Genomic DNA, 25,911 nt, shown 5'->3' with positions numbered 1-25,911 from the left:
TTCCCACTAGAAGCTAAAGGAAAACCCTGCACCATAAGCCGTTTCATCCCAATTATAATTGGAGATAGTTAACCCATATCCAGTTTCGGCTTTCATGTATCCACGTAAACCTTGATACAAAGGGAAGTTATAAGACAACCTATAAAAGCCTTTCTCCCAATCCTTGGTAAAAAGGTTGGCTATTTGAAGTTTCACTTCATTTGTGCCCATTGGGTTCCAACCCACTTCTAGCTCGCCGTAACCAAGGAAGTCAGAAATGTTTGGGTTGTAGTCCACTCCACCAACACGCGTCCAAGGTTTAAAGCGGACATAACCATTTTCAAAATCACGTTGAATGTCTATATAGATACGGTCCCAACTTACCTCCTCATCACCACCAGCTCCATTTGACTGATGCTCGAAACCAAGAGAGAACAACCAATGCTCCACGTTAATACGATAGAAGATTTCTGGGTTGTATTGGTCATCACGAAAGTAAGCAGAACTGTCGTAGGCCTCCCAATTAGACCTTTGGGTGTAGGCGACATACAGACCATCTTTATCGAAGGAGAGCAGCTTGTACTTAATACTAAGTTGGAACTGTATGAAGGTGTCCTTAGCCGCATGCCCATTCGGATTAAGGGGCTCAAATCGCGCCTGATTCACTTTGGTTTCTTTGTAAAAAGGCAAAAAGTAATTGTCTTTGTGAGCGGAGAACTTACTTTCCTCAGCACCGACTGACAGTGGAATACTTAAACTCAGTGCGAACAATGCGCTTGAGTATACTGAAGGCCATTTTAACATCTCAACTCTCTTCCTAAATGCATCAATATGAAGCATTGCTTCGGTGTGTATTTCTATGCCAGTAACGAGTATAGGCGCGGACAAATCAGGCATTGTCTCAGTTACCTATCACTCTCCAAAAGTCTGTTTTATACGACTCAGATCGCTCTTTCTCCTTTCACATAACACTCGCCCTTTTCGTCTTTATCACGTTGTCCCATGCCACAAATTAGCCGGTAAATTCCAATGTATTTTTAAGCGGGCTTACTCACGTTCAGGGCACTTATTTTGACTCAACTCATTGATAAAAAACATGAAGGATATGACTTGTGAAAGACCCTCAAACAAAGTCAATAGCGCAATCTTATGATGACTATTTTGAATTTGGCCTCTATGACACGCGATATCCACGTGCCAATAAGCGTGTGTTGAAGCTGATCTCTCAACTTATCAACAAACACAACGTCACAAATGTACTGGATTTCGGCTGTGGTAACGGTCGATATTTGGCACCACTTCTAAACAAAACGTCGTCCACTTTCATGGGTTTTGATATCAGCAAAGTCGCGCTGGCGAAAGCATCTGCGTTGCAAGTTATCCACCCAAAGAGACTTAAGCTCTTCAATAAGCATGACGCTTTACAACAGCACATTGTGAAGGAGGGAGCTCCTGCTCTCACGATGCTGTTGTTTGGTGTGCTGGGTCATATCAAAGTAGAACAACAACGCATCTCTTTATTGAAATGGCTGAATAGAAATATGGCCGAAAACGGCCGTATTCTAATTTCAGTTCCAAATCGCAATCGCCGATTCTTTTGCCACCAGTTGAGCAATACCTCAAACAAGTCTGATATTGAATACGAACGCAACTACCTAGGAAAAAAAATCCCCCTTTACTATCACTTGTTTTCAAAACAAGAACTAAAAAAACACCTTGAAATGGCCGGGTTCGAAGTGGAACGCGTCGTCGCTGAAAGCATGCTCCCAGAAAGCTGGGTTATCCACTCCCCTAGTCTTTCTTTACTCGATGAGATCCTTTGCCAAATTCTCCCAGCATCATTTGGCTATGGGCTCATCGCGATCGCAGGGAGAGCAAAGTGAAGCAATTCGTCGTGCTGCTTTTCAGCCTTCTTTCTTTGGTGTCGTTCAATACCGTTGCTCAGGATTTATTGAGTTTGATTAGAGAGAAAGGAACCTTGGTGGTCGGTGTAAAAGTCGACTATCCACCATGGGGATTTATCGATACCGATGGGAAGAACAGTGGTTTTGAAATAGATCTCGCTGAAGCCATTGGTAAAAGTATGAATGTAGATGTGCAGTTCAAAGCCGTCTCAACGGCAAACCGCTTTCAAAAACTGAACGACGGTCAAGTCGACCTATTGATTGCCACCGTTGGAGATACGATTGAGAGGCGTAACAAAGTGAACATGGTTGTTCCCCATTATTTTCGAAGCGGTGTAACTGCGATTTCACGGAAATCCTATCAGATCGAAGGATGGGAAGATCTGATTGGAAAACCCGTTTGCCTTACCTCTGGAGCCTATTTCAATAAGGCTCTCATTCGAAATTACCGAATTGATCCGATTATTCTAAGTAACAATCGAGACCTTAAAATTGCGTTACTCACCAACAAATGTCAGGCCTGGGCATACGACAGCGGTATTCTGTTTACAATAAGTAACCAATCTGCTTGGCGCGATTATGAAATCGCACTTGAGACAATCATGCCAATCCATTGGTCTTTCGTGACTAGAAATGATGCTGATTCTAAAAGGCTGTCTGATTGGCTATCACGTTTTTTGGCGAGCCGAATCAGAGATGGGTACGTAAAAAACCTCGCCCAAAAATGGTCACTTCCAGAACTGGACTTCCTTTCGCAGCAGCACAGCAATTGGAATCAAATCGACGCGGAATCGAAGCCAATCTGTACGATTAAAGACAAGGCGAATTTAGCGAATACATTTTGTTTCGACTCGGTATTGAGCCTGTCTAAATCAGATAAGGCGCAAGCAAAACTCCTGGACGAATTTGATACAAAACTGATTGCCAAATCTCTCATTCACACCGCACTTTTTACAGCGATAGTCTTGGTTACGGCCTCCCTGCTTGCTTTGTTACTCAGTGCATTAACGTTAAAAACACCCTATTGGTTAGGGCAGAGTGTGTTTGCGCTAACCAATGTTCAAAGCTCAATTCCGCCCATTCTTATGCTGTACTTTACCTATTTTGGGGCAATGGCCAGTTTCCAAGACCATGCACAAACATGGTACGCCAGCGGCACAGCAATCGCGTGGATTATTTTGTCTCTCTACACCGCTTCTGGCATCAACAATTTGGTGTCAACAAATCGCCAAAGTACCTCAACTTTGCTGCAACGAATTTCAGAGCAACGTCTGGGCATTAAAAGCAATTTAATTAACCTCGCAAAGGCGGCAGGGATGGCAAGCGTTATCGCCACGCCCAATGCCGTTCTGGTTCTCAATTCTGTCTCATCTAACTCGGAGTATCCATTCCTGTTAATGACGGCTCTCGCTGTCTTCTACTATGTCGAAGTCCTGATTTTCGGTTACTTCATTAAGCTCTGCCTTTCCATTTTGCCTGAAAACAAATCCCACCCGTCACTGCAGATAAAGGAAGAAAAAACACATGAGCCTGTTTGATTTTCCCGTTATTACGTCGTTCCTCGCTGCCTTTTCACTTAATCTGTTTATTTCAGCAAGTGCGATGGCGATCGGTTTTCCTATTGGCATCACGCTTTTTAAAGGCGTACAGTCAAATACCTTCATCTTGCGTATCTTCGCAAAAGCAGTCCGCTCATTAATTGGCAACATTCCAAGTTTTGTCATGCTTTACTACTTCGCGATAGTGATACCAAGCAACGGACATATATTTGGATACGAATATTCATTCCCTCCTCTCTTCAATGCCATTTTCGCTCTCGCTCTGCCAGTCGTTGGCTACAGTTGTGACCTGTCATTTCAAAAACAACATGAAGGCAGAATGGTTTCTTTTCGCGCGTTAAATCAATTTTTCCTCATCATTTTGATGGCATCGACGACTGCCTCAGCAATTGGAGTCACAGAGGTGCTCGCCACGGCGAACAATTTTATTGCTTCATCCGGTGATGCAACGCAAATGTTGAGTGCCTATTTCGTCGTCGCTCTTTTCTTCCTTTGCATCGGATTGCTTCTTAACGCCGTGACTCTCATGGTGGAAAAACGTTTCCCGCAAACAATTCGTGACCAAAACACATTGCAGGGAGAGCATGCTTGATGAACACGCATTCCAAGCTGTCAAAGCTTCAAGGGCAAAACCTGCTGTGGATTTCGGCTTTTATATGGCTGATGTTTTGTATTGCAGCAATTACAAAACTTCACTGGCAAGAGAATATTGACACAGAGATAAGGCGATACCTCGTTAATCAAACCGCACAGGCTTCAGATATCGTCAATACCAACTTAAAGAAATTGGCTGGTAGCGTTGAAAAACTCTCTTCTCTCGCCATTGTTAACAGGAAAAACAGTCAAAGCGTTGAAACATTAAGTGCAGCTGTCGCAAGAACCGTTTCTTTTACACCGGGAGCTGTTCAAGGAGGTGTTCTGTTTGATGCAAACTCGAAAACGTCTGACACTGTATTTAGTGTTGATACCTCGGCTCAATTAAATCAAGGTGAGATCAGCATCCCGCGCTCTCGAATTCTCAATGACGCTTGGCTTCTCCCTCATTTCGATGAGAATCGCAGTGCTTGGTATTCCGAGTATGTAAAGCCTTTTGACTATGCCGAAGGCCCTGATGAAGACTATTCACTCCGAGGGTTGGCTTATCTCAACTTTTCTTTAGAAAGTCTCAGTCAGCAAATGCTCAGTTTCAATTTGGGCACCAAGGGCTTCGCTTTTTTAATATCAGATACAGGCCAAGTATTAGCATATCCAAAGCACGACGTTTTGGGTAAAAACTTGGCATCCCTTTCCAAAGAAGAACCACTTTTAACGACGATCTCTTCTCAGCTACACCTTGGCAAATTGGGGAGTTTTTTACACCCTGTTACTGGTCGAGAGCATTGGCTTGTTTTAAAGGATATCGAGCTCATTAATGCGCAACTTGGCTTAGTGATTGAGGCTGATGAGCTTCGTAACACCCTATCGCCGACATACGAATATTGGGATTTAGTTTGGTTTATGGTGTTAGCAGGTTTGATTTCCTCGTTAGCGGCTTTTCGCTTTCCAACCATCGATAAAGACAAAGCAAGCCGGCTATTTACAGCACTGTCCATTTGCCTTTTTTCTTACCTTTTGCTGCTTTGGTTTCAAGCGCTTGCTCCAAAACCACTGAGCAAAGAAGAGACATTATTGATCGATGAGGAAAGTACTACCCTGGCCATCGCCGAGAAAACCCAGCGTTCAAATAAACAGCGTTCTGACAACGCTTTGCCGATAAAGCTCACTATTCACTCAATAGACCTAGAAGATGCTGATCAAGTCAATATTGTGGGGAAAGCCGTTATAGAGCATACGAATGAAAGCACACCACCACTTATCATAAATAACGCTTCAGACACACGATGGGTTCTACTGCGGAACGATTTTGACCACCAACTTTGGCAATTCGTTGCAACCGTAAAGCAACCTTTTGACTACGGTTCATTCCCTTTTGACAGAGAGGTAATTGAGCTGTCCATGTTGCCGTCACCTTCTCTAGAGAACGTTATATTGACCCCTGCCTTCTCTAACTACGAATCAATGAAGCCGGAAGCACTGCCGGGAATAGCCATGGCCGAGCGCAAGTTTGGTAGCTGGAAGATTCTGCAAAGCTACTTTAGTTATTTGAATGAACCGCTGAATGAAAACAACCAGCTCACGAACCTCAAGTACAATATCGTGATTCAGAGAAGTATCACTGGGCCTTTGATTTCACACATCATGCCGCTGCTTGTGGTGAGTTTCTTAACTTACTTCATGCTGCTGTTATGGACGAAAGACGAAAAGCAGCAGGCACTTTGGGGCTTTAGTACTGCCACAGTTTTACAATATTGCGCGTCTTTATTTTTCATCTTGGTCATTGCACATGTGGCATTGAGAGAGGAGCTCAATGCACAAGGAATGATATTTATTGAGTATTTCTATTTTCTGGCGTACTTGCAGATTATCTTCACTGCCATTGGCGCGCTCGCGTATACCACGGAAATAAAAATGCCAGCTTTGGAAAAAGATCAAGGGCTAAAACTTAAACAATGGTACTGGCCCATTATTCTTTTTCTTTCTCTGGCGATCACCTATGTGTTTATAGAGCACTAACGCAGAAATTAATCTCGAGATAGAAAAACGACTGAGGGAACACCTCAGTCGATTCTTTGTTAGCGCGCTAAATTGGCAACAGACTCAATACTGATTGCGTCGTGACGCCAGTATTCAATGTCACAATCGATCAGCTCACCACTTTGGTTGTAGTTAATGCGCTCGACAACCATAGCTGGTGTACCTGATGTTGCGCGAAGGGCCTGTGCTGTCGCACCGACCAATGAACTGGTACTGATACGGTAGCGAATAGACTGATAAACCATGCCATAGTGTTCACGATAAATATCCGTCAGCGAGTTCGATAAATCGTGTCCCAAAAGCTTCGGGAAGATATCTGGACGGATATAGTTAGTCACATAAACGACCGGACGATCATCAAGATATCGCACGCGATTTACCTGATACACCTCAGAGAAGGGTTGCAACGCTAACAAACTTGCCGCTTGTTTGTTTGCCAAAATACTTTTTGCACTGATAAGTTCCGTTTTGGGTGTACGCCCTTGATTCAATGCCATGTTGGTAAAGTTGAGCGTTTGCGTTGGGTCGTATCGAAGTGGTTCAGGTGAAATAAACCAACCACGTCGATCTTCACGATAAATACGTCCTTCGGATTCAAGCAGTGATAACGCTTCACGCAAGGTTACGCGGGTCGTATCAAAAGTTTCAGCCAGCTTTCTTTCTGCGGGCAATTTTTGGCGCGGGGCAAGCATCCCCGCGTCAATTTGTTCTACGATTGCGTCTTTTATTTTTACGTATTGCACTTGGTGTCCTTATCGTTTTCGCCACGCTTGTGTTCTTCTTTCTAGCCATTTAGCTATTGGCCATTGAATTAGCTTGGCGCACACCGCAGAGAGCATGATCATCACGGCCATTGCCGCTGCTGCTCCCGTTTGTCCGGCATCGTCCATATTCAAAACGGAAACAGATGCGGGAATGGTATCTGTAGAATACAAGAATACTACCGCAGAAGTCGTGGTGAGTGCATTAACAAACAAGTACATACCGATATCAAACAGTGCTGGCATACAGACAGGTAACGTCACTTTATAGAAAAGTTTGTACTGGGGCATTTTCACCGAGGCCGCCGTCGCTTCAATTTCTGCTGGCAGTTGCTTAAGTGCAGCCAATGATGTCATGTGCCCAACGGTGTAGTAATGCATCACCGTATTGATCACGAGTAATGCCATGGTGCCATACAGCGGGTTCAGCCAGTTATTTCCATCATTGAAGTAGAAAATGTATCCCAACCCCAACACCATACCTGGCACAGCCATAGGGATGATGCTCACCATCTGAAGAAGTTGGCGAATCGGTGCAAACGCCCTTCCCTTCTCCATGGCATATGCACCAACAAAAATCAGGCTCGTACCCACAATGGCAGTCCAAAATCCCATTTCTAGTGAGTTAAAGAATGGACTCCAACCGTAAGTGCTGATTTCAGTAAAGTTGTAGTTGTTAAGCGTTAATGCTTGGTTCCAAGGCCAGAAGGTAACGAGAGAGCCGTAAACCGCCATACCCAACACCACCAAAACCATAATGGAAATCACCGTGCAGTAAAGAAAACACAGGGCATCACGTACCTTATTGGGCGCAGGTTGATAAACCACAGAGCGGGTATCGATAAGGCTTTTTTGCTTTTTCTTTACCCAGCGGTCTGCGCCAAAGGCAAGGAATGCAGGAAACAGAAGGATGATGGATGTCACCGCACCCATTGCGAAGTTTTGCTGGCCAACGACTTGTTTAAAGATGTCTGTAGCCAACACGTTGTCACTGCCACCAATGACCTTGGCCACACCAAAATCTGTAATTACGAGCGTGAAGACAACAATCAGCGTGCTGATCAAACCGTATTTCGCGCTTGGTAGAGTGACGATAAAAAAGGTTTTTAGCGGCGTGGTATTCAGTGCTTTGGCGGCCTCATAAAGTCGCGCGTCTGATGTTCTCATCGATGTCGTCAGAATCATCAAAGCGTGTGGAAAGGTCCAAAATATCAAGCCTAATGAGATGCCAATCAAACCATAGACGGAGTGTTCACCAAGTAATGACTTTGCAATTCCCTGATTGCCAAATAGGAAAATCAGACTTATTGCGGGTAATAGTGACGGTGCAAGAATCGGTGCGGTTCCCAATGCTTTAAAGACGCTTTTAAACGGCATACAAGAGCGTGTTAAGGCGAATGCATAACCAAACGCAGCAAGTGTCACTATGGTCGTGACAGTCACGCCCAACGTCAGCGTGTTTGACAAAGACGTCCATACGCTAGCAGATGAAAGATACTCGGCAAAGTTTGCCATGCCGACAAATTCGCCGTCGCTGTTTTGAACGCTTTTCTTCAACATGCTCCAAAGCGGAAACAACAGGAAAAGTGAAAACAGTGTCGCGATGATCGCGAGTATGCCACTCAGTACAAGATTGTCTTTACTGACTCTCTTTAAAAGCGACGTTGGTTGATTTGATAAAACCAGTGCGTTCATCGTCATCGTTTTAGCTTCCATGTGAGATACCCGTTAAGCCGCTTTTGACAAAGTTTTTTGAATTCCCTCTGACGCATAACCGCGCAGCCCTGTATCTGCCAATTGGATATAGCGAACTTCGCCTCGCTTAAGCTCTAACTGCATGGTCTGCTCAACAGAGACATCTACCATGATCAACTTGGATTTGTTGTCGTGAAGCAATCGGCAATCCACGCGGTAGAAAGCACCGAGGAACTCTGTCGCCACGATTTTTACTGGCACGGTATTCTTCGGCGAATCAACAAAGCGGATCTGCTCAGGACGAACCGCCAAATCACAAGCATCACCACGTTTAAGCGAAAGGTTTTCCAGCTCAGGCTTTTCAATGAGAGATTCAGCGATACGTACTTGTGTGTCGCTCGCCACAGACATAGGAATGAAATTCATGGTGCCTACAAACTCAGCGACAAAACGCGTTGCTGGCTTTTGATAAATCTCTTGTGGTGTACCCACTTGTTCAATCACACCATGATTCATCACGACAATTCGGTCTGCCATCGAAAGGGCTTCGTCTTGGTCGTGCGTGACCATGATGGAGGTAATACCCAGCTTGCGTTGTAAGCGGCAAATTTCTTCGCGCAGGTGAACGCGCACCTTTGCGTCCAGTGCAGACAGGGGTTCATCCAGAAGAAGTAAACCGGGAGATAATGCCAGCGCACGCGCCAAGGCAACACGTTGCTGCTGGCCACCAGAGAGTTGATTCGGAAACTTCTCACCTGAAGTCGGCAGCCCGATCGTCTCCAGCCACTCATCAACGTTTTTGTAGGCATCCTTTTTGGAGACACCTTGGTTAATCAAACCCAGCGCAATGTTTTCTTTCACTGTCAGGTTTGGAAACAACGCATAGGATTGGAACACAATGCCGAAATCACGCTTTTCTGGTGGGAGGAATGTCGTTTCTTTTTGTGCTTGGAAAATGGCACCAGAGCTTGGTAGGTCAAGGCCCGCAATAGCACGAAGTAATGTGGTTTTACCGCAGCCAGAAGGGCCGAGGAAGCATACAAACTCACCTTTTTCGATGCTAAGTGAAATCTGTTTTAACGCCGTAAATGCGCCAAACTGCTTAGCGACGTTTTGAATCTGAAGGTAAGGTTGGTGGTTGTTCATATACACGCTCCTAATGGTATATACCAATAAAATTATCGGAGCATTATTTCAACGACATGACAGCAATGTAGTAGTTTGATGACACGCTAGGGTTTGTAAATAAAAGACAAACTTCTCGCTGTTTTCCGCCGAAGATACGACAAGAAAAGAGAGCCGAAGCTCTCTTATTGTTAGTGGGACAACGTGGTTGGTTAAGATTGAGGTTCAGATTTTGAATCATATTTTTCTGACCACTCGGCAAGCACGCTCGCACGCTCATTCCCCATTTTAGTGAAGTCCATTTTAGCCATGGCTTTCTCTACATCTGGGTAATTCGACACTTTTGCACTTACCGCTTTATGCCCAACAACGGGATAAGATTGAACGTACAGCTCGTTCGCCGCTTGCGACACCGCCCAATCAACAATTCGCTGGCTTGCTTCATTCGGTTTTACCAGTCCCACTGCGTCAACATCCCAACCAATGCCTTGAGGAACAACAATATCCAACGGTGCTCCTTGGTTTTTCAGCTTGGCCGCTCGGGTTGCCATTGAAATGCCAATAGCGACTTCACCCATCGCCGCTTGCACACAAGGCTTGGAGCCCGAATGCGTATAGTGCGCGATATTGTTATTTAGCTTGTCCATATAATTCCAAGCACCAACCTCCCCATATGTGCTTATCCAACCAGATACCTGCATATAACCCGTGCCGGATGAGGCTGGGTTTGGCATTGCGATATGCCCTTGATAAACCGGATCGGTCAAATCTTCCCACGATGTCGGCTTTGGAAGGTTCAACTGTTTGCCAACGATCTCGTTGTAACAGATCGCATTAAAGAAGGCCTGATTGCCGTACCAGGCTTGATCGCTCTCACTATCAATAAGCTGACTTCTGAGATCATCAATCCCCTTTGGGGTATAAGGCTTGATAACGCCTTCTTCTTTGAGTAACGCGAGTGACGATCCAGCTAGCCCCCAAACAACTTCAGCGCGCGGATTAGATTTTTCAGCCAGCAGTTTCGCCGTCATGATGCCAGTTGAATCTCGAACCCATTTAATACTGATATCTGGGTTTTCCTTTTCAAATGCGGTTTTGTATTTCGCCAACAGATCCGTTTCAAAGGCGGTATAGACCGTCACTTCCTGAGCAGCCAAAGCCTGCGTTGACATTAGTGTAAAAAGTGCAGTTACCGAAGCTTTCATCATCTGTGTCTTCATTGTTTTCCTCTCCCTAAAAATCGCCAACGTTCTCGACGGTTAATCTTTTCATTTAATTTGGTGTGTACCAATTTTCGATTAACCTAAATCGTTAAGATGACGTTTACATGACCAAAATTTGGCATTTTTAAGAAATAAAACCGGATAAAAGAACAAATAATTGCCTCACCACTCTGGATGTGAAGCTTTTATGAAATTGAAGATCCGCCTATTTACCACGTTCAAATTCCCCTGCTAGAGTATTTGTGTGTTTTGGTATATTCCAGATTACAGGATGGATGCTTAGATGAAAAATGAATACCTGCTACTCACCCCAGGCCCGCTGTCTACGTCAGAAACGGTTCGTAGTGCCATGTTGAAAGACTGGTGCACATGGGACGACGATTACAACAAAGATATCGTAGAGGTTATTCGCGCCAAACTGGTAAGCCTTGCTACTGAACAGGAAGGTTATACAAGTGTTCTTATGCAAGGTAGCGGCACCGCTTCAGTAGAAGCGACGATCGGTAGCGCGATCAGCCAATCGGGCAAACTGTTGGTTGTCGATAATGGCGCATATGGCGCGCGTATCGCGCAAATCGCAGATTACCTGAACATTCCGTGCTCGGTCATCTCACCTGGTGAAACTGCCCAGCCTTCACTCAGCGAGATTGAAAACGCGCTTTCAACTGATTTAGCCATTACGCACGTCGCGATTGTTCACTGTGAAACCACAACGGGGATGTTGAATCCCATCGAACCTGTGGCTTCGCTGGCGAAACAGCACGGCAAGGTGGTGATTTTAGATGCTATGTCGAGCTTCGGTGGTATCCCGATGGACATCGGCGAGCTAGGCATTGACTTCATGATCAGCTCTGCCAACAAGTGTATTCAAGGCGTACCCGGTTTTGGGTTTGTTATTGCTAAGCAGACTGAGCTTGAAAAATGTAAGGGACAAGCACGTTCTTTGAGCTTGGATCTCTACGACCAGTGGCATTGTATGGAGGTCAATCACGGTAAGTGGCGTTTTACCTCGCCCACTCACACCGTGCGAGCTTTCTATCAGGCGTTATTGGAGTTGCAAGATGAAGGTGGCATTCAAGCGCGTCATCAGCGTTATCAAACTAACCAAAAGACCTTGGTAGCTGGCTTGCGAAGCTTAGGGTTTACACCGTTGCTTGAAGACAGTCTTCACTCACCAATTATCACATCGTTCTATTCACCAACGAACAGCGACTATCAGTTCAAAGCATTTTACGATCGATTAAAAGAACAAGGCTTCGTGATTTACCCGGGTAAAGTCTCCAACGCGGATTGCTTCCGTATCGGCAACATAGGTGATGTGCACCCAAGCGATATTGAACGATTAATTGGTGCTATTGCGAATGCCATGTACTGGGAAGTGAAGTAGCAGAGGTGCCCGTGATGACTCATCAGGAACACGCCACCCATCTTCGAAGTGAAGGCGATGTCAATACAACGCCAGCTCGTCAGGAATGGACAGCGTCTATTTCAGATTCGCGCACGCAATCTTTGTTGGAACGCGACAGTAACGTGTTTTTGCACCAAGCAATGTCTACGCCCTGCTTGGATGCGTTGGAGGCCGTTGATGGTATTTACCTGACGGACAGTGCTGGCAAAAGATACATGGATTTTCATGGCAATAATGTCCACCAGCTAGGGTACGGGCATCCGCATGTTGTTAAGCGTGTGACTGATCAATTGGCCGTTTTGCCATTCTCACCCCGTCGTTTTACCAACCCCATTGCCATAGATTGTGCAGAGAAAATCACTGAGATTTGTGGCGGCGACCTTGACCGCGTTTTGTTTGCACCAGGTGCACATCAGTTGTTGGTATGGCGCTGAAACTCGCGCGTCATATCACGGGCAACTTCAAAGTCGTTTCCCTGTGGGATTCTTTTCATGGTGCTTCGCTAGACGCTATATCTGTAGGAGGAGAAGCCTGCTTTCGTGAAGGCATGGGGCCTCTTATGGCGGGCGTTGAACGCATCCCGCCAGCTATCTCTTACCGTGGTGCTTTCCCAAGAGATGATGGCAGCGACGTTCATTACGCCGACTACCTTGAATATGTCATCGAAAAAGAAGGCGGTATTGGTGCATTCATCGCCGAATCTGTGCGAAACACCGATGTTCAAGTACCCAGCAAAGCATATTGGAAGCGCATTCGAGAAATCTGCGACAAACACAATGTGCTGCTGATCATCGATGACATTCCAAATGGCATGGGAAGAAGCGGCGAATGGTTTACCTATCAAGCCTATGACATAGAGCCAGACATTCTATGCATCGGGAAAGGACTGGGCGGCGGCATTATGCCAATTGCAGCCATGGTCACTAAAGATAAATACAACACAGCAGCACAAGTATCTCTCGGTCACTATACCCACGAGAAAAGCCCACTTGGCTGTGCAGCAGCCCTCGGCACCATTGAAGCCATTGAGCAAGGCGGCTTCTTGGACAAGGTAAACGCTGACAGTCAATTTGTTCGCGAAGAGCTAGAGAGAATGAAGGCCACCTACCCTGTCATTGGTGATGTTCGTGGTATCGGACTGCTGTGGGGCATTGAGCTTGTGACAGACCAAAGATCCAAAGCGCGCGCGTACGCAGAAGCAGAATCGGTTCTGTATGAATGCCTAAACCAAGGGTTGAGTTTCAAAGTCTCTCAGGGAAATGTCATTCAGCTCAGTCCGCCACTCATTATTTCACGCGATGAGCTATGTCGAGCACTCAACATCTTCGAAAGTGCCATCAGCAAAGTTTGCCGCGATTACAAATATTCAAGCATTTAGTAGGAACAAGAACATGACGAATTCAACATCCCCTATCCAAGCTGTTATTTTCGATTGGGCTGGCACCATTGTGGACTTCGGTTCATTTGCCCCAACCAGTATTTTTGTCGAAGCATTTAAACAAGGTTTTGATTTCGACCTCACTCTAGACGAAGCGCGTGGCCCAATGGGTCTGGGTAAATGGGACCATATTCAGGCCGTTGGCCGCAACCCAGACGTCGACCAACGTTGGAACGCAAAGTTTGGTCGTTCGATGACAAACGAAGACATTGACACTATCTACGCTGCCTTTATGCCACTTCAAAAAGCAAAAGTTGCCGACCATGCAGCCCCTATTCTTAACGCCATTGAGGTCGTTGAAGGACTGAAAGAAAAAGGCATTAAGATTGGTTCATGCTCAGGCTACCCACGTCAGGTGATGGACGTATTGATCCCAGCGGCAGCCGATTACGGGTACAAGCCAGACTGCGTCGTCGCTACTGACGATTTACCACAAGGTGGCCGCCCAGCTCCCTTTATGGCATTAAAAAACGTTATCGAATTGGGCGTAACCAATGTGGGGGCATGTGTGAAAGTCGATGACTCCGCGCCGGGTATTGATGAAGGCCACAACGCGGGTATGTGGACGGTAGGTTTGCTACTCTCTGGCAATGAAGCCGGTCTGACGTTTGAAGAATACCAAGCGGCAGACGAAGCTACCATGTCAGTCGCTCGTGAAAAAGCGCGCGCGAAACTTGTTAAATGTGCACCGCACTACTTGATCGACACCATCGCAGATCTTCCTGGTGTGATGACCGACATTGAGCGTCGTATCAGCGAAGGTGAGCGACCATAGCATTGAGATCTCGATACACTAGTTAACAGCGATCAAAAATGAAAAAGCCACCGCAACGTCGGTGGCTTTGCGTTTGCAGTATTCTCAAGGTTCAATCTGCCCTCGAATTTCGCCGCTCGGCACCGCTGGCGTGTGAACATTCACATAGTTTCTGCCAGATGAAAACGCCTCTCTCTGATCTGCATCGAGCACTGTGTTTTCTGGTGTTATCCATTTGCTGACGTCATCCACTGATTGTTCCAGCCCAACCACAACACCACCGTTAGTGCCTTCAATACCTTCATGGATATGCGCAGCAACCGCATCGTCAACACCTGATGTCACGACTTTCAGGTCAAGGTCACCTGTCTTATCGTTTAACAGCGCATAGCCATCTCCGCTTGCATCCGTGGTGACTGGCGGCACTTCCTGCTCACCATTTAACGCGAAGGTATATAGCGAGTAGTCTCGAGAGAATACTTGACCCCGTATCTCACCACTTGCATTCGCGGGTGTATGAAAGTTGGTGTAATACCCACCAGCAAGCATGTTCTCAAACGTTTCAGCATCGATATCAGTGTCTACTGGAACTGTCCAGACATTGGCATCTTCTGCGTCTTGGTTTAACACCACCAGCACGCCGCCGTTATCACCCACTCGGCCTTCGTGGATGTGCGCGGCGACAGCATCTTCAATACCTTGTGTGTTGACACGCATATTCAACGCGTCGTCTTTAGCATTGTAAGATAAGTACCCTTCCCCCTTGCCTCAGTCTCGACCGTTGGGACTTCCTGTCTACCATCCGCTTTGAAAGAAAGTATTGTTGTGGATTTAGGTACGATCTGCGCGCGCAACTCGCCGGACGGAACAGCATCGGTGTGCACATTGATATACCAATCCCCGTTCTTTACCGCCTCTAATTCCGAATAACTCAGATGGTTTGCGCGTACGACCAAGTACTTCTTACGATTTGGTTTCCAGAACTTTTTCTTTGGCCGCTCGAAGGTAAATAAAACATCTCCGGTATCGCCAATGCCCCCGCTGTGAATGTGCGCGAATTTGAAGCCTTCAATATTATCTACATAGAGTCGTGCTCGTAATTTCTTACGTTTTTCATCTATTTGAACCCTAGCCTTTGTTGTTTGTTCAGAGTCATTAAGCGGCACAGCCTGATCGCCACTTAATGTCAAACGGTATGTTTTTGTCGCGTCGAAACCACACGCCGACAGCATCAACACTGCCAGTGCAACTACGATATTTTTCATCCCAGCACCTTTGTCTGACTTATCCATTTGCAGGTAATACAAAACCCAACGCTTATGACGACGCTAGTCAGCGCGCAGATGCGGGAGGATGAGTGTTAATCCCTATATAATCGCAAAGGTTCAGGAGTGAGCAGAAACGCTCAATATGGAGGCGAAATTGTAAAGTTGGGCGACGGGCTTCGCTAGCAACGCAAGCTAAGCCAGGAATGATCGGAGTGGCGGGGCTACCGTTTTGCTTTTGGTCTATTGGCCCCAAAAGGACACAGAAGCTGAACAACATTATCATCGGCAGCCAATGCACTCACTAATTCGCGTTCGGTCTTTTCAACATGGTCATTTTTCTTTATGGACGTTACATTGCTAAGCGGGCTAGGATTTGACCAGTTTATCGAGACTAAGCGAAGTGCTGTGTCTGCACCGATAACGTCCTCTCCTTTTTGCAGCAAGGTGACGGTATAACGCCAATGGCCATGACTCAACGTTATTTTTGGCAGAGATAAGTCCGTAAACTCCTGATTTCCTGCGCGATGAATAGCATCTCGTAACTTGCGTCTAAGTTGCGTATCGACAGAACAAAGTTTGCTTTGTTGGACGCGTATCGTCTTACATTTTAATCTCAGAAACTCATTCGCTGCTCTGTTGGTGTCGATGAGCTCAGCATCCTTGCTAACCAGGAACACGGGCGTGTCCAAACCTTCGATGTAATGCTTTAGTTTCTTCGTTGATGTATTTGCAATTCTAACTTTTTGACCGAATGTCCAAACCTCTGTCATAAGAGGCTGAAACGTCGAAAGGATATCAATTATCTTACGTTTTACATGGCTGTCTTTGGCGCTGAAGAAAACGTTGATGCCTACCCAATGATCAACCGACGTACAAACTGCAATAACCACGCAGTCATCTATCCCTTGGGGCTCCAACCACTCCATAAAACCGCTTTTTACCAGCTCCTCTCTATCGACAAAATTAGAAAGTGCGTAAGGGAAATACGGATGATGTTCAGCCTCGACCTTGGTCCAAGGATCTTTCTCTTGATAGACATGAATGTAGTCGTCTATTTCTTTCTCTGAAAAACCCACCAACATTGGGCTTTCAAGGCTCAAGCGGACATCTTTTGGAATATATAAGTCAGACGAATGCACGTCCCTTAACGTCAAAATTGCTTTCTTTGCGCCAGAAAGCTCAATGATTAGACCGAGCACGTCTTCCCAAAGCGATATATCTGACACTGTCTCGTAAAGCTTGTTTCTCAGCAATTCCATTTAAACGACGCTAATTTAACTTATTGTTACTCATGAAGTTTATTAACACCATTATTAGGAATTAAACTTTGCGGTTCAAGCTGAATACGCTCACTTTGCAATTACAGTGATTCTTTGTGACAGTGTAGAGATAACGTGCAGATATCCGAGAAGGCAAAAACCTTATGTCAAAGCATTCAGCGAAACCCTTAGACGCCACTGAACGCCAATCTGCTAAACCTGTTGTTTGTTATAGCGGCGGGTTACCTTCGTATGATGAAGCGTTTTACGCGAAGGCTCGTCAGTCGGCCAAGCATTTACAGTCAGTGGTTATCCCTCCTCGAACAGGTGGATGCTTTGATGTTAAAGCCGGGAGCTTTTTTCGTATTTCCTGTCAGCACGGTTCGCAGGTTGGTGATTTAAATCTTTGGAACAAACACAACATGCAGGAACGATTCTTCAGCGGTAAAACGCGCCAATTACATGCCAGCCATGTCTCTGTTGGCGATAGATTATGGAGTTCCATGCCCTATGTAAGACCGCTTGCGACTATTACTGATGACTCGCTTGAATGGTATGGCTGGGACGAAGATGGCGGCGGTGTGCACGACGTTATCGGTACTCGATGCGACCCTTACACGCACAACAGACTGCACGGAGACAACTATCACCATTGCTGTCATTCAAATCTAACAAGCTCACTCGCCCAGCACTTGGGTATCTCTTTTGAAGACGCCGAGCCCCATATCCATGATGTGCTGAACGTATTTATGTGTACCGGTTTTACCAAAGATACCCATCAATACTTCATGAAGGCCAGTCCTGCTAGAAAAGGTGATTACATCGAGTTTTTTGCTGAAACAGATTTGCTTTGTGCGCTTTCTGCCTGCCCTGGCGGAGATTGCAGCACCACCCATTCAAGTGATGAGGCTGTGTGTCACCCGTTAACGGTAGAGATTTTCGACACTGCAGAAGAAGCGTTAAGCAATTGGGTGCCTTTCAAGCCAAGCCACTACACAAGACAATTACCTTAGGTTTAATGTAATAAAAAAGGGAGCATGTTGCTCCCCTCCATTATTATTTGTTGATCAATCTGTACTCGGTGAGCGTTAAGATTGCATTTTCTAGCACTTCAAGACCTTGTGCACTATAGCCGTAAAAGTTTGGTGCCGTAGAATCTCTAAGCTTCACAACTTGCTCTGTAATGTCATCACCTAGCATCAATCCCTCAGACAAGTCAGAGAGCATATTCCGCTTGGTATCATCAAGCGGCGCAGTAAACTCACTATAGCCCGCTACAGAGCTATATAAATTGCTGAAATCGCCTGCTGGGTTCATCTCGATGTAGTAGCTAATCGACCGTGAGTAATTTACGCGAATATCATCAACACTCTCGATATTTGAAAGTGTGCGATCAAGAAGCAAGCTACCGCCCGCATGCTCTGCAGTATTTGGCATAAAGCCTTTCTTAGGGAAGACCAAAAATGCTGAAATCGCTCCGTCATTGGTTACTGCTGAAAGGATGAAGCGCTTGTCGCTGTAATATCTGACCACATCGCCTGACACGGTTTTTTTGATATAAACAGGAGCCCCAAACGTCTCTTCAAGCACACCTTCAGATGCACGAATATAAATTCGATCTAACTTTTCATAAGAAGGAATATCAGTAAATTGAGAGAGCGTGAAGTTGTACACCTTCTCAAGCGCATCTGTCGTGTCATTCAGGCCGCCAAGTGCTATGGCGATAATAGATACAAATGCGATTATCTTTGCCCATTTTTCACGGACTCTATCGCGCAGGTTTCGTTGCTCAGCAATACTTTCTGCAGTATCCAATTGCGTTTCAATAACTGACATTTTCTAACCTTTTAGCTCTTCTAATGTGTCGATTGCAGAATCTAGTACTTTCTCACTGATAGCTTCGATTTGGTCTTCACTAACATACTCTTTAATTTCATCGGCATAACGAACACCGATCAGGACTCCAATGCCTATGAGTCCAAAGACAAAAAACTTGAACATTCTTTTATCCCATTTTATTTGTATAGCGCGATTCGGCTATTTACTTTCTGTAGGTAATTACGCGTTTCATCGTACGGCAAGTTTTCAAGAAGATGCTGATAAACTTGATCTGGCGTCATACTATTGATCACTGTCGCTGCCTTACGAATATTTGTAGAGCGGTCTTTGTTAAATGCTCTCGCCACATTGCCAGCACCAGTATTGTATGCAGCAATAACGCAATACATTCGGCTTTCATCATTGGTGATCGACTTCAGATATGACTTATCAAGAATGTTCAGATAAGCAGTGCCCGTTTCAACGTTTATAGTTGGAACATACAAATCATCCGACTTCATTGGTGCATCAATTTGTCTGAACTTCTTGTTCACATCATGACCAGCACTGGTCGGTACGACTTGCATAAGACCATACGCTGGAACGTGTGACTTCGCGGTTGGTCTAAATGAAGACTCACTGTGCATGATAGCCATAATCAATGCGGCATTAATGCCCCAACGTTCGCTCTCTTCTTCAACCAACGGCGTAAATTGGGAGGCTCGCTGTTTCAAAGCATTTTCAGGAAGTTTTACTTTATAGCTAACAACCTTCTTTTCTACTTTGACTGGCACAATTGTCTTATCAATGTCGAGGTTCACCTCTGGTTTCTGCTGAGTCTCTTCTTTGACTGCTTCCTTCTCAAGCTCTACTCGGTCTTGATTTTTGGTAGAAGCGTCCTGAACTTTTTCTTCAATTAACTCAGGGGCTGCTTCTACTTTGTGCTGCTTGTTTTCTTTTTGAGGTTCTTCTTTTGGCAATTCTGGTTTTGGCAGGCTCTCTTGAACATCATCGAGACCTAGCTCACGCCTTTTTTGACTAAAGAGCTCTGCAATCGCTTCTAATCTTGGTTTTGTTGCCTCAATCAGAGCCAGCTTCTTCTTATAAGCACGTTCATAAATAAAGGAATCTGGTATTCCCGTTCCTGAATTTACTAAGCGATTTGCTTGAACATCCAGTTCTTGAAGTTGCCCCTTAAGCTGATCAAGAACAAACTGCTTCTCTTTCTTTTCTTGTGATGCCGAATAATCTACCAATGCGACTTCTTTGACCGCATTAGTCATCGAGATTGTTTGACCATCGATATCGAAGCTCTCGAGATCGTTAATTACAGCCGAACCATCCGCTTTGGCATCAACCAACACAGAAATCGTGGCTTCATTGTTTTCGTAATCGACAACTTTCTTCAAGGTGTTGGCAGAATCATATTCGACTGCTTTCGTTGAACCTGATACTTCACCGCTACCCCATTGATTAATGAGCTGCGCTCTTTCTTTATCAAGATTACGCGTGTAGTCGTCTCGCCAAGTTTCATATTCTGTAAGGTAGTTATCCAACCACGCATGAAACTCTTCTATCTTTTCTTGTTGAGATTGACTAACACGGGTGGACTCGCGCTCTAGCTCATCAAAAGGATCATTCGCTAAAGCAAGAGGACTACTCAACGCTACCGCAACTGCTAGCGCAAGAGCTTTAATATGGTTTTGATTCATTCGTTTTGCCCTGCAACATAAAAAAGAGGTTATCTATCGATAACCTCATTCGTTTATGCGTTAGTTGGTTAACACAATTAAAGTTGCTTTAACGACTCAAGTGTATTTTTCAAGTCTTCCGCAGCTTTTTCGTTGTTAAACTGATTCCACAACTTTGCATCTTCAGTTGCAGCGTCAATGACAGCGTTTTTGTTAGCTTTGTAAGCTTCAACATCCATACCAATTAGGACATAAAGCCCACCCGCCGGGCTGACTTGGCTAACCAGAACACGGCTGTCGGTCAGCGAACGAGAAACAACTGTTTTAGTCACGCTTTCAAACGACTCCATCACTGATTCTGAAGAACCTTCTAGTGAGGAAGTAGATACCGCACCTTCAACTGCTTGCTTGAACATATTGTTCACATCAGTTTGGAAGCTGCTTGCTAACGCAACGCGAGCCTCACTGGCGGCGATTTTTCGCATGATGTTCATACCGCCTGCGCTTTTTTTAGCGTAGCCAGTAGCAGCGATACCAATATCAGATGGCATAACATCACACACCCAACCTGGAGCATCGTCCTGAGGAGAGTCTGGGAATGTACAAGCTGCGAAATTCTGACTTTGCTCTACTGTCGCGTTGTTCGAACATGCAGATAGCAGCATTGCCAGAGAAGCGGCAATTAAGCTTTTCTTAACCATTACACGCCCCAGTTGTTTGTCATACAAAGCAGGTCCCAAGGCTTGCATTCTTCAGGTACTAGCTTAGCGTTGTCACCCTTACGAAGCTTTAGAGACAGTTCTTCATTGATTGCAACCCAAGAGAAAGATGGTTTTACTGCATCGTTTTCATGGTTTACTACGTAGCCTTCGCCAACAGTATAAGTTTCTGTTGTACCGTCTTCTGATTTGAAAACCTGAGAGAAGCTAATATCCGCACCAGGTTTAATGCGCTTGTTACCGCCCATCGCAACTTTCACCTGATTACCACCGTTTTCGCAGTAACGCATTTCTGTTACTGGTGCAGAAGGTGCTAGCAGTTTTTGTAGCTCAAAATTGTACTTAACGGCTTGTTCAGCAGCGTCGCTTGCCATTGACGTGTATTGAGCGCTTGATATTGGGCACTTAGAGTTGTTTGTCTCAGAAGAAAAGGTATCAGTGCTGCTAAACTCGATACGCTGAACCAATTCCATGTTCGGCAAAGAAACTACTTTTGCTACTGCTTTAACTTCAGTACGGAAGTCACAGTGAGCTGGATAAACTTTAGTTTCGCCTTCGTCATTTGTTTTTTCGCGACGCTCAGTGAATGAGTAAGAAAGGTCACTTGCCGTTACTTCTGTGATAATCGCTAAGTCTGCGATAGGAACACCTGATGTATTGTAGCGGCCACTTTGCTCTGCAAGCTTAATTTCACCTTTCAGCTTGTTAGCCAGTTTACGATCTACCAGTTTGCTGCCAGTTTTCTCAATGGTTGCTTCCAGATCATTACGGAATACTGTTTGTAGACGACCTTTAGCAGGGTCATCAAATGACATGTCTACTGGCAAAACGATAACTTTGATGTCTTCTGATTTCTTCGATGGTACAGCCGCATTTTCAATTTCGACCATATCAGTTGGAAGGCAAACATCGCTAACTTGAGTCAGTTGACAACCTGAGATTGCTGCTGCAAGAGAGACAGCCACTAGCCCTTTCTTAAACACTTTATATACTCCAGTGTATGTACTATTTTTATTGCTTTTGTTGTATTCCCAAAGAAGACCAAACCCCCATCTCATCTATTTGTTGAGAAAAGTGGCGTTCCGCTCCCTCATGGGAAAGATTGAAGTTAGATACCGAGTTTCCAGTCGCGATGATTTCGTAACTTGAAATTGTTATTCCAGATGTATCTTTGAGAGACAAGTTTGTGATTTTTGTGGTGATAAATGCATCACCCACTCTGCTCTTTCTATATTCAGAGTCCATAACCAGAACATGAGATACTGCTCGCGACCATCTTTGTGTCGTTGATATCCCTAATGGAGAAAACTTCTCAGATAAGAATGTTGCGCTTTTTTTATCCTGAGAGTCAGGCTTAATCAAAATTAAAAGCTCTGATTTAATCTTGTCCGACTGTTTAATTAGGTCAAAAAGATGACTATTTGAAGACCCTGCATCACTCTCCATTGAAGACAATATTCCTTTACGGACATAATAGTCTGAGAGTTCACCACTGAGGTCGCTATTCTCTAGCCACCACAATAGCTTGTCTTGATGCGTAAGCTTGATAAGTGATGCCTTTGCATCATTGTTGATCTGCGCGAGTTCTGATTTAAGCTGACTTTCTACGTTATCACGCTTTATGCGAGCCTGTACGTAGTAGGCTATATCATTTTTGTCAGTCTTCAGATACTCAGTACCCGTCAGAGTCAATTGAGCTGACTTCGCATTAACTGTATTTTGGACGTTTTGGTAACTCAGTGAGCTATTGTTGATTTCTCTAAATTGATCATGCTGTGTGAATGAAGAGTCAACTTGCGTCCAAAGCTGTTCGTTTATTTGGCCAACTGCATTCTTTTTAGCCAGACTTAAGCTTCGACCTTCTCCGACTGCATAAATATAGCTTGGGTTATTGGTTTCTTCAGAAAAATACCAATCCGGCGGTGTGGTTGACTTACAACCGACCATTAGAAATGGGAGCAAAATAAGAGATAGCTTTTTCATTACAATCCAAACCTCAAGCCCTACAAACAAGTAGAGAAATAAGAGCATTTTATCGATACGGGTACATCTATAAGTTTTTAACGTTTTCAAAACATTAATCACGAAATGGAGGACCCGATGAAATTGCGCGAATTATCTGGATTAAGATCTCTTTTTACAATTAAAAACTAACACTAAATTTGAAAAAGTTGACATAAGGCTGACAAAATTAAATACGACTATTTCTTATCGTTTAAACAACACGCATATAAATCTCAAAGGGCAACACTTTCAATGTCACCATAAAAAAAGAAATTCTCAACTGGCCACCTTAATGATTGTTATTCCACCACACTTCGATCTAACTTTTAAATTAAAATAACAACATCACAACCATCCTGAGTTAAGGAAATTAGTCTTATTAATTTAAAAAGTTTAGTTTCATCAACTCAGCTTTAGGTATTTCGAACTGAAGTGAAAATGAATTGTAATGGCTAGTGTTAACTTGAAACTATGGATGAATTCCAATATGGCCTACTTCGCCAGCCCAAACAGTAGTCCGCCTTCTTGCCACAGTCTCACCTCAACGCCATCAACATCAATGGCATCAGAGACACCTTCCGCGCTGAACATGTCAGGAAGCTTGGCTTGGTAGAGGGTATAGATGTCTCCGCTTTCTAGGTGCTCGACTTTGAGTTGGGCAGCGAGCTTTCCATCAATACTGCAATACCGTCCCCCAATTAAGCGCCATACACTCTCAGGCAGCTTTTCAGAGGCAATGAGGGAAAAATCCAGGCGGTTTAAGTAGTGCTGTATGTCAGTGAACGCACCACTCTGCACTTCCATCTGCATCTGGCTGTTATGGTTGTAGGCTATCTCGGTGGCAATGCGTTGATGGTCTTGGTTGCTGCTGGTAAAAACAAGGAATGATGCGCAAAGCAATAGTGCCGCAGCCAATAAAGGCTGGAGCTTACGTGGTAGGCCTTGAGATTGTTTGGCCGCCTGCAGTTGTTCCAACTGTTCATCGGAAAGCGTCTTGTCACCATATAACTGTCGAAGTGAAGCTTTAAAGCTCTGATTACTTCTCCTCATAACGACACCTGCTCATTCAAATGGCCAAACTTTGCTATCAGACGTTTTCTCAACCTGCTTAGGCGAGATAGAAGCGTCCCAATTGGTGTTTCCGTTAGCGATGCGATTTCCTGAATCGTCAATCCTTCCACTGCCCACAGAAACAGTAACTCTCGCTCTTGCGGAGAAACCTCTGCAAGTATCAAAGCAACGTTTTCCTTCTCGATCTGTAGGTCTTCCAGAGATTTAAGCGCTCTCGCCTCGTCTTCAATGACTTCAGTCAATTCGTTGGTATCCACCACTAATTCAAAGTGCTTGCGTCGGTATTGATCGATAAAGGCATGGCGGATAATTGTCATCATGTAAGGTTTGGTTTGCTTATTGGGATCATCGAGCCTTAATGTTTTCTCGCAGCTCATCTGCACCAAATCAAAGGCAAGACTCTCTTCGTTGCTAAGCGAGTAGGCATAGCGATAGAGCTGGTTTAACAACGCTTTGTCGAAAACGTCTCGTTTCTTTTTCTTAAACAGTTTCCACATACGTAAAAAGCCCACCTACCCAAACTCCGGCGATGGTAGGTGGGTCTGCTCCTTAACCGTTAATTCAGGAAACTGGCTTGTAAACACCAAAGACGTGTTTTGAACGGCTGATCAGATCGGCGAGCGTGAAACGCTCTCCACCTCCCATCTTCATCAAGACTAGACCTGCCGCTGCGAGAGCAAATTCCCGTTTCACACTATTTAGATTGGCGATGACGCCTTTGTCGAGATTGAGCTTGGTGAGCATAAACCAGAGCATGATGGCCACGATGATGCCTCCGGCGACTTTCACAAACTGTGGTCGACCAAAAACAAGCACGACGCCCACTGCCGCTAACAGCAATTGACTGGTGGCAAAGGTTGGAATTTTTGCGTATGCCCCGAAAAAGCCACCGACAATGAACGTGAGGCCAAGTGAGAATCGAAGTAACAACCCCAAGGCGTTCCAATCCGCCTGTCCCGTCATATAGCCCTGCTTTTTGTCTACGCTATAAGCCCCTGCACCCAGGTTGAACAGCACAAACATCATGCCCGATAGGGTGATATCCCTGATTTGAACGAATATGGCCGGAGAGGTATAGGTTTTAACGCCTACCGAAGCACCTGGCACCGTATCAACGGGTAATGAGAACACGAACGTCCAAAGTAGAAGGCCATAAAACAACGCCAGAGGCCGAACCATTAAACCGACAACCAACGCAATGCCTGAGAAGAGTTCAAATGCTGATAGGGAGGTGAGGAAAAACCAAGGCGTGAGAAAGCCGTTGCTGAACAAATAGTCTTGGAACAGCTCGTTGATATAGCCTGTGGTTCCCATGTAATTGGCAACCATCCCCGCTTGATGTGTACTGGAAAGAAGAAGGCTAAGTTTAGACAATCCGCCGATGATAAATACGGTGCCAAGGCCAAGGCGCAGGAGCAATGCCGCCTTATCGAAGAAGGTGTTTTCTTGAGTCATCATGATTCTCTTATTGAAGGTGAAAAAAATCCTGTTTTCACTTCAATAACGAATCACAGCACTAGTTTATTGCAGTTGAGATAAAAAAATTTACCAGTGCCTCGTTTGCCAAACCCGAACCCAAGAAAAGCGCATTTCTCGTCAAA

24 protein-coding genes and 1 pseudogene are annotated in these 25,911 nt (G+C 45.0%); 8 read left to right on the top strand and 17 right to left on the bottom strand.

Annotated elements, in window-relative coordinates; translation table 11 throughout:
* Positions 1 to 6 precede the first annotated feature (6 nt).
* Positions 7 to 783: a phospholipase A gene (locus tag ATN88_RS01770; RefSeq protein ID WP_067411896.1), complete on the bottom strand. Its 777-nt coding sequence runs from the start codon at positions 781 to 783 to the stop codon at positions 7 to 9.
* Positions 784 to 1,091: 308 nt separating this feature from the next.
* Here ATN88_RS01770 and ATN88_RS01765 point away from each other — a divergent pair, with 308 nt between their 5' ends.
* From ATN88_RS01765 to ATN88_RS01750, 4 genes are all read left to right on the top strand, one after another.
* Entirely contained in the window at positions 1,092 to 1,862 is a 771-nt protein-coding gene (locus ATN88_RS01765) for a class I SAM-dependent methyltransferase (protein ID WP_067410513.1), read from the top strand.
* A 98-nt stretch (positions 1,863 to 1,960) separates the two neighbouring features.
* Positions 1,961 to 3,421 (top strand): transporter substrate-binding domain-containing protein, encoded by a 1,461-nt coding sequence (locus ATN88_RS01760; protein WP_198158305.1) that lies wholly within the window; start codon positions 1,961 to 1,963, stop codon positions 3,419 to 3,421.
* On the top strand, positions 3,408 to 4,034 hold the full coding sequence (locus ATN88_RS01755; protein WP_067410509.1) for a hypothetical protein: 627 nt from the start codon (positions 3,408 to 3,410) through the stop codon (positions 4,032 to 4,034). Before ATN88_RS01760 ends, ATN88_RS01755 begins: the two co-directional genes overlap by 14 nt.
* On the top strand, positions 4,034 to 6,055 hold the full coding sequence (locus tag ATN88_RS01750) for a hypothetical protein (RefSeq protein ID WP_067410505.1): 2,022 nt from the start codon (positions 4,034 to 4,036) through the stop codon (positions 6,053 to 6,055). Before ATN88_RS01755 ends, ATN88_RS01750 begins: the two co-directional genes overlap by 1 nt.
* Before the next feature lie 59 nt (positions 6,056 to 6,114).
* On the opposite strand, the gene phnR is transcribed toward ATN88_RS01750, so the two are convergent.
* The 4 genes from phnR to ATN88_RS01730 all read right to left on the bottom strand — a co-directional run bounded on the left by phnR (position 6,115) and on the right by ATN88_RS01730 (position 10,877).
* Positions 6,115 to 6,819 (bottom strand): phosphonate utilization transcriptional regulator PhnR, encoded by a 705-nt coding sequence (gene phnR, locus ATN88_RS01745; protein ID WP_067410502.1) that lies wholly within the window; start codon positions 6,817 to 6,819, stop codon positions 6,115 to 6,117.
* Between the two features lie 9 nt (positions 6,820 to 6,828).
* Complete coding sequence (locus ATN88_RS01740; protein WP_067410499.1) at positions 6,829 to 8,553, bottom strand: putative 2-aminoethylphosphonate ABC transporter permease subunit; 1,725 nt, start codon at positions 8,551 to 8,553, stop codon at positions 6,829 to 6,831.
* Between the two features lie 12 nt (positions 8,554 to 8,565).
* The gene (locus ATN88_RS01735) at positions 8,566 to 9,678 is read right to left on the bottom strand and encodes a putative 2-aminoethylphosphonate ABC transporter ATP-binding protein (protein ID WP_067410496.1); all 1,113 of its coding nucleotides are present in this window, start codon (positions 9,676 to 9,678) and stop codon (positions 8,566 to 8,568) included.
* A gap of 191 nt (positions 9,679 to 9,869) precedes the next feature.
* On the bottom strand, positions 9,870 to 10,877 hold the full coding sequence (locus ATN88_RS01730) for a putative 2-aminoethylphosphonate ABC transporter substrate-binding protein (protein ID WP_067410493.1): 1,008 nt from the start codon (positions 10,875 to 10,877) through the stop codon (positions 9,870 to 9,872).
* A gap of 286 nt (positions 10,878 to 11,163) precedes the next feature.
* On the opposite strand from ATN88_RS01730, the gene phnW reads away from it, so the two are divergent.
* The 3 genes and pseudogenes from phnW (at position 11,164) to phnX (ending at position 14,501) form a co-directional block, all read left to right on the top strand.
* On the top strand, positions 11,164 to 12,267 hold the full coding sequence (phnW, locus tag ATN88_RS01725) for a 2-aminoethylphosphonate--pyruvate transaminase (protein WP_067410488.1): 1,104 nt from the start codon (positions 11,164 to 11,166) through the stop codon (positions 12,265 to 12,267).
* Between the two features lie 14 nt (positions 12,268 to 12,281).
* Positions 12,282 to 13,666: pseudogene (locus tag ATN88_RS01720) on the top strand (aspartate aminotransferase family protein).
* A 13-nt stretch (positions 13,667 to 13,679) separates the two neighbouring features.
* Complete coding sequence (gene phnX / locus ATN88_RS01715; protein ID WP_067410485.1) at positions 13,680 to 14,501, top strand: phosphonoacetaldehyde hydrolase; 822 nt, start codon at positions 13,680 to 13,682, stop codon at positions 14,499 to 14,501.
* Positions 14,502 to 14,585: 84 nt separating this feature from the next.
* Here phnX and ATN88_RS26515 read toward each other — a convergent pair whose 3' ends face one another.
* From ATN88_RS26515 to ATN88_RS01700, 3 genes are all read right to left on the bottom strand, one after another.
* Positions 14,586 to 15,197 (bottom strand): CHRD domain-containing protein, encoded by a 612-nt coding sequence (locus tag ATN88_RS26515; protein WP_067410482.1) that lies wholly within the window; start codon positions 15,195 to 15,197, stop codon positions 14,586 to 14,588.
* A gap of 2 nt (positions 15,198 to 15,199) precedes the next feature.
* Positions 15,200 to 15,745, bottom strand: a complete 546-nt coding sequence (locus ATN88_RS26510; RefSeq protein ID WP_067410478.1) for a CHRD domain-containing protein — start codon at positions 15,743 to 15,745, stop codon at positions 15,200 to 15,202.
* A 224-nt stretch (positions 15,746 to 15,969) separates the two neighbouring features.
* Positions 15,970 to 16,848 carry a nitrogen regulation protein NR(II) gene (locus ATN88_RS01700; RefSeq protein WP_198158304.1) on the bottom strand — a complete coding sequence of 293 codons (879 nt, stop codon included), beginning with the start codon at positions 16,846 to 16,848 and terminating at the stop codon, positions 15,970 to 15,972.
* 323 nt (positions 16,849 to 17,171) lie between these two features.
* On the opposite strand from ATN88_RS01700, the gene ATN88_RS01695 reads away from it, so the two are divergent.
* A complete protein-coding gene (locus tag ATN88_RS01695; protein WP_067410471.1) occupies positions 17,172 to 18,020 on the top strand; it encodes an urea carboxylase-associated family protein in 849 nt (282 codons plus the stop codon).
* A gap of 43 nt (positions 18,021 to 18,063) precedes the next feature.
* Here ATN88_RS01695 and ATN88_RS01690 read toward each other — a convergent pair whose 3' ends face one another.
* The 9 genes from ATN88_RS01690 to ATN88_RS01655 form a co-directional block, all read right to left on the bottom strand.
* Positions 18,064 to 18,843 carry an ETEC_3214 domain-containing protein gene (locus ATN88_RS01690; RefSeq protein ID WP_067410468.1) on the bottom strand — a complete coding sequence of 260 codons (780 nt, stop codon included), beginning with the start codon at positions 18,841 to 18,843 and terminating at the stop codon, positions 18,064 to 18,066.
* Positions 18,844 to 18,846: 3 nt separating this feature from the next.
* Positions 18,847 to 19,008 (bottom strand): hypothetical protein, encoded by a 162-nt coding sequence (locus ATN88_RS25990; protein WP_198158303.1) that lies wholly within the window; start codon positions 19,006 to 19,008, stop codon positions 18,847 to 18,849.
* A 14-nt stretch (positions 19,009 to 19,022) separates the two neighbouring features.
* Complete coding sequence (locus ATN88_RS01685) at positions 19,023 to 20,537, bottom strand: transglycosylase SLT domain-containing protein (RefSeq protein WP_067410465.1); 1,515 nt, start codon at positions 20,535 to 20,537, stop codon at positions 19,023 to 19,025.
* 77 nt (positions 20,538 to 20,614) lie between these two features.
* Complete coding sequence (locus ATN88_RS01680) at positions 20,615 to 21,217, bottom strand: LPP20 family lipoprotein (protein WP_067410461.1); 603 nt, start codon at positions 21,215 to 21,217, stop codon at positions 20,615 to 20,617.
* Positions 21,217 to 22,218, bottom strand: a complete 1,002-nt coding sequence (locus ATN88_RS01675) for a hypothetical protein (RefSeq protein ID WP_067410457.1) — start codon at positions 22,216 to 22,218, stop codon at positions 21,217 to 21,219. Before ATN88_RS01675 ends, ATN88_RS01680 begins: the two co-directional genes overlap by 1 nt.
* Positions 22,219 to 22,246: 28 nt before the next feature.
* Positions 22,247 to 23,218 (bottom strand): LPP20 family lipoprotein, encoded by a 972-nt coding sequence (locus ATN88_RS01670; protein ID WP_067411891.1) that lies wholly within the window; start codon positions 23,216 to 23,218, stop codon positions 22,247 to 22,249.
* A gap of 513 nt (positions 23,219 to 23,731) precedes the next feature.
* On the bottom strand, positions 23,732 to 24,289 hold the full coding sequence (locus tag ATN88_RS01665) for a hypothetical protein (protein ID WP_067410454.1): 558 nt from the start codon (positions 24,287 to 24,289) through the stop codon (positions 23,732 to 23,734).
* Entirely contained in the window at positions 24,286 to 24,822 is a 537-nt protein-coding gene (locus tag ATN88_RS01660; RefSeq protein ID WP_232312684.1) for an RNA polymerase sigma factor, read from the bottom strand. The genes ATN88_RS01665 and ATN88_RS01660 overlap by 4 nt, the downstream gene beginning before the upstream one ends.
* A 49-nt stretch (positions 24,823 to 24,871) precedes the next feature.
* The gene (locus ATN88_RS01655; protein ID WP_232312683.1) at positions 24,872 to 25,768 is read right to left on the bottom strand and encodes a DoxX family membrane protein; all 897 of its coding nucleotides are present in this window, start codon (positions 25,766 to 25,768) and stop codon (positions 24,872 to 24,874) included.
* Between the last annotated feature and the right edge of the window lie 143 nt (positions 25,769 to 25,911).

The organism is Enterovibrio coralii, from assembly GCF_001559595.1.
GTDB lineage: Bacteria > Pseudomonadota > Gammaproteobacteria > Enterobacterales > Vibrionaceae > Enterovibrio > Enterovibrio coralii.
Note: the sequence above shows the minus strand (reverse complement) of the source record. Positions and strands in the feature narration are given on the sequence as shown.

What these genes read in the sequence shown, in the direction of transcription:
- ATN88_RS01770 (WP_067411896.1), bottom strand. Translation starts at nt 783, where the DNA reads ATGTTAAAATGGCCTTCAGTATACTCAAGCGCATTGTTCGCACTGAGT.
- ATN88_RS01755 (WP_067410509.1), top strand. Translation starts at nt 3,408, where the DNA reads ATGAGCCTGTTTGATTTTCCCGTTATTACGTCGTTCCTCGCTGCCTTT.
- ATN88_RS01750 (WP_067410505.1), top strand. Translation starts at nt 4,034, where the DNA reads ATGAACACGCATTCCAAGCTGTCAAAGCTTCAAGGGCAAAACCTGCTG.
- ATN88_RS01740 (WP_067410499.1), bottom strand. Translation starts at nt 8,553, where the DNA reads ATGGAAGCTAAAACGATGACGATGAACGCACTGGTTTTATCAAATCAA.
- ATN88_RS01735 (WP_067410496.1), bottom strand. Translation starts at nt 9,678, where the DNA reads ATGAACAACCACCAACCTTACCTTCAGATTCAAAACGTCGCTAAGCAG.
- ATN88_RS01730 (WP_067410493.1), bottom strand. Translation starts at nt 10,877, where the DNA reads ATGAAGACACAGATGATGAAAGCTTCGGTAACTGCACTTTTTACACTA.
- phnW (WP_067410488.1), top strand. Translation starts at nt 11,164, where the DNA reads ATGAAAAATGAATACCTGCTACTCACCCCAGGCCCGCTGTCTACGTCA.
- phnX (WP_067410485.1), top strand. Translation starts at nt 13,680, where the DNA reads ATGACGAATTCAACATCCCCTATCCAAGCTGTTATTTTCGATTGGGCT.
- ATN88_RS26515 (WP_067410482.1), bottom strand. Translation starts at nt 15,197, where the DNA reads ATGCGTGTCAACACACAAGGTATTGAAGATGCTGTCGCCGCGCACATC.
- ATN88_RS26510 (WP_067410478.1), bottom strand. Translation starts at nt 15,745, where the DNA reads ATGAAAAATATCGTAGTTGCACTGGCAGTGTTGATGCTGTCGGCGTGT.
- ATN88_RS01695 (WP_067410471.1), top strand. Translation starts at nt 17,172, where the DNA reads ATGTCAAAGCATTCAGCGAAACCCTTAGACGCCACTGAACGCCAATCT.
- ATN88_RS01690 (WP_067410468.1), bottom strand. Translation starts at nt 18,843, where the DNA reads ATGTCAGTTATTGAAACGCAATTGGATACTGCAGAAAGTATTGCTGAG.
- ATN88_RS25990 (WP_198158303.1), bottom strand. Translation starts at nt 19,008, where the DNA reads ATGTTCAAGTTTTTTGTCTTTGGACTCATAGGCATTGGAGTCCTGATC.
- ATN88_RS01685 (WP_067410465.1), bottom strand. Translation starts at nt 20,537, where the DNA reads ATGAATCAAAACCATATTAAAGCTCTTGCGCTAGCAGTTGCGGTAGCG.
- ATN88_RS01680 (WP_067410461.1), bottom strand. Translation starts at nt 21,217, where the DNA reads ATGGTTAAGAAAAGCTTAATTGCCGCTTCTCTGGCAATGCTGCTATCT.
- ATN88_RS01670 (WP_067411891.1), bottom strand. Translation starts at nt 23,218, where the DNA reads ATGAAAAAGCTATCTCTTATTTTGCTCCCATTTCTAATGGTCGGTTGT.
- ATN88_RS01665 (WP_067410454.1), bottom strand. Translation starts at nt 24,289, where the DNA reads ATGAGGAGAAGTAATCAGAGCTTTAAAGCTTCACTTCGACAGTTATAT.
- ATN88_RS01655 (WP_232312683.1), bottom strand. Translation starts at nt 25,768, where the DNA reads ATGATGACTCAAGAAAACACCTTCTTCGATAAGGCGGCATTGCTCCTG.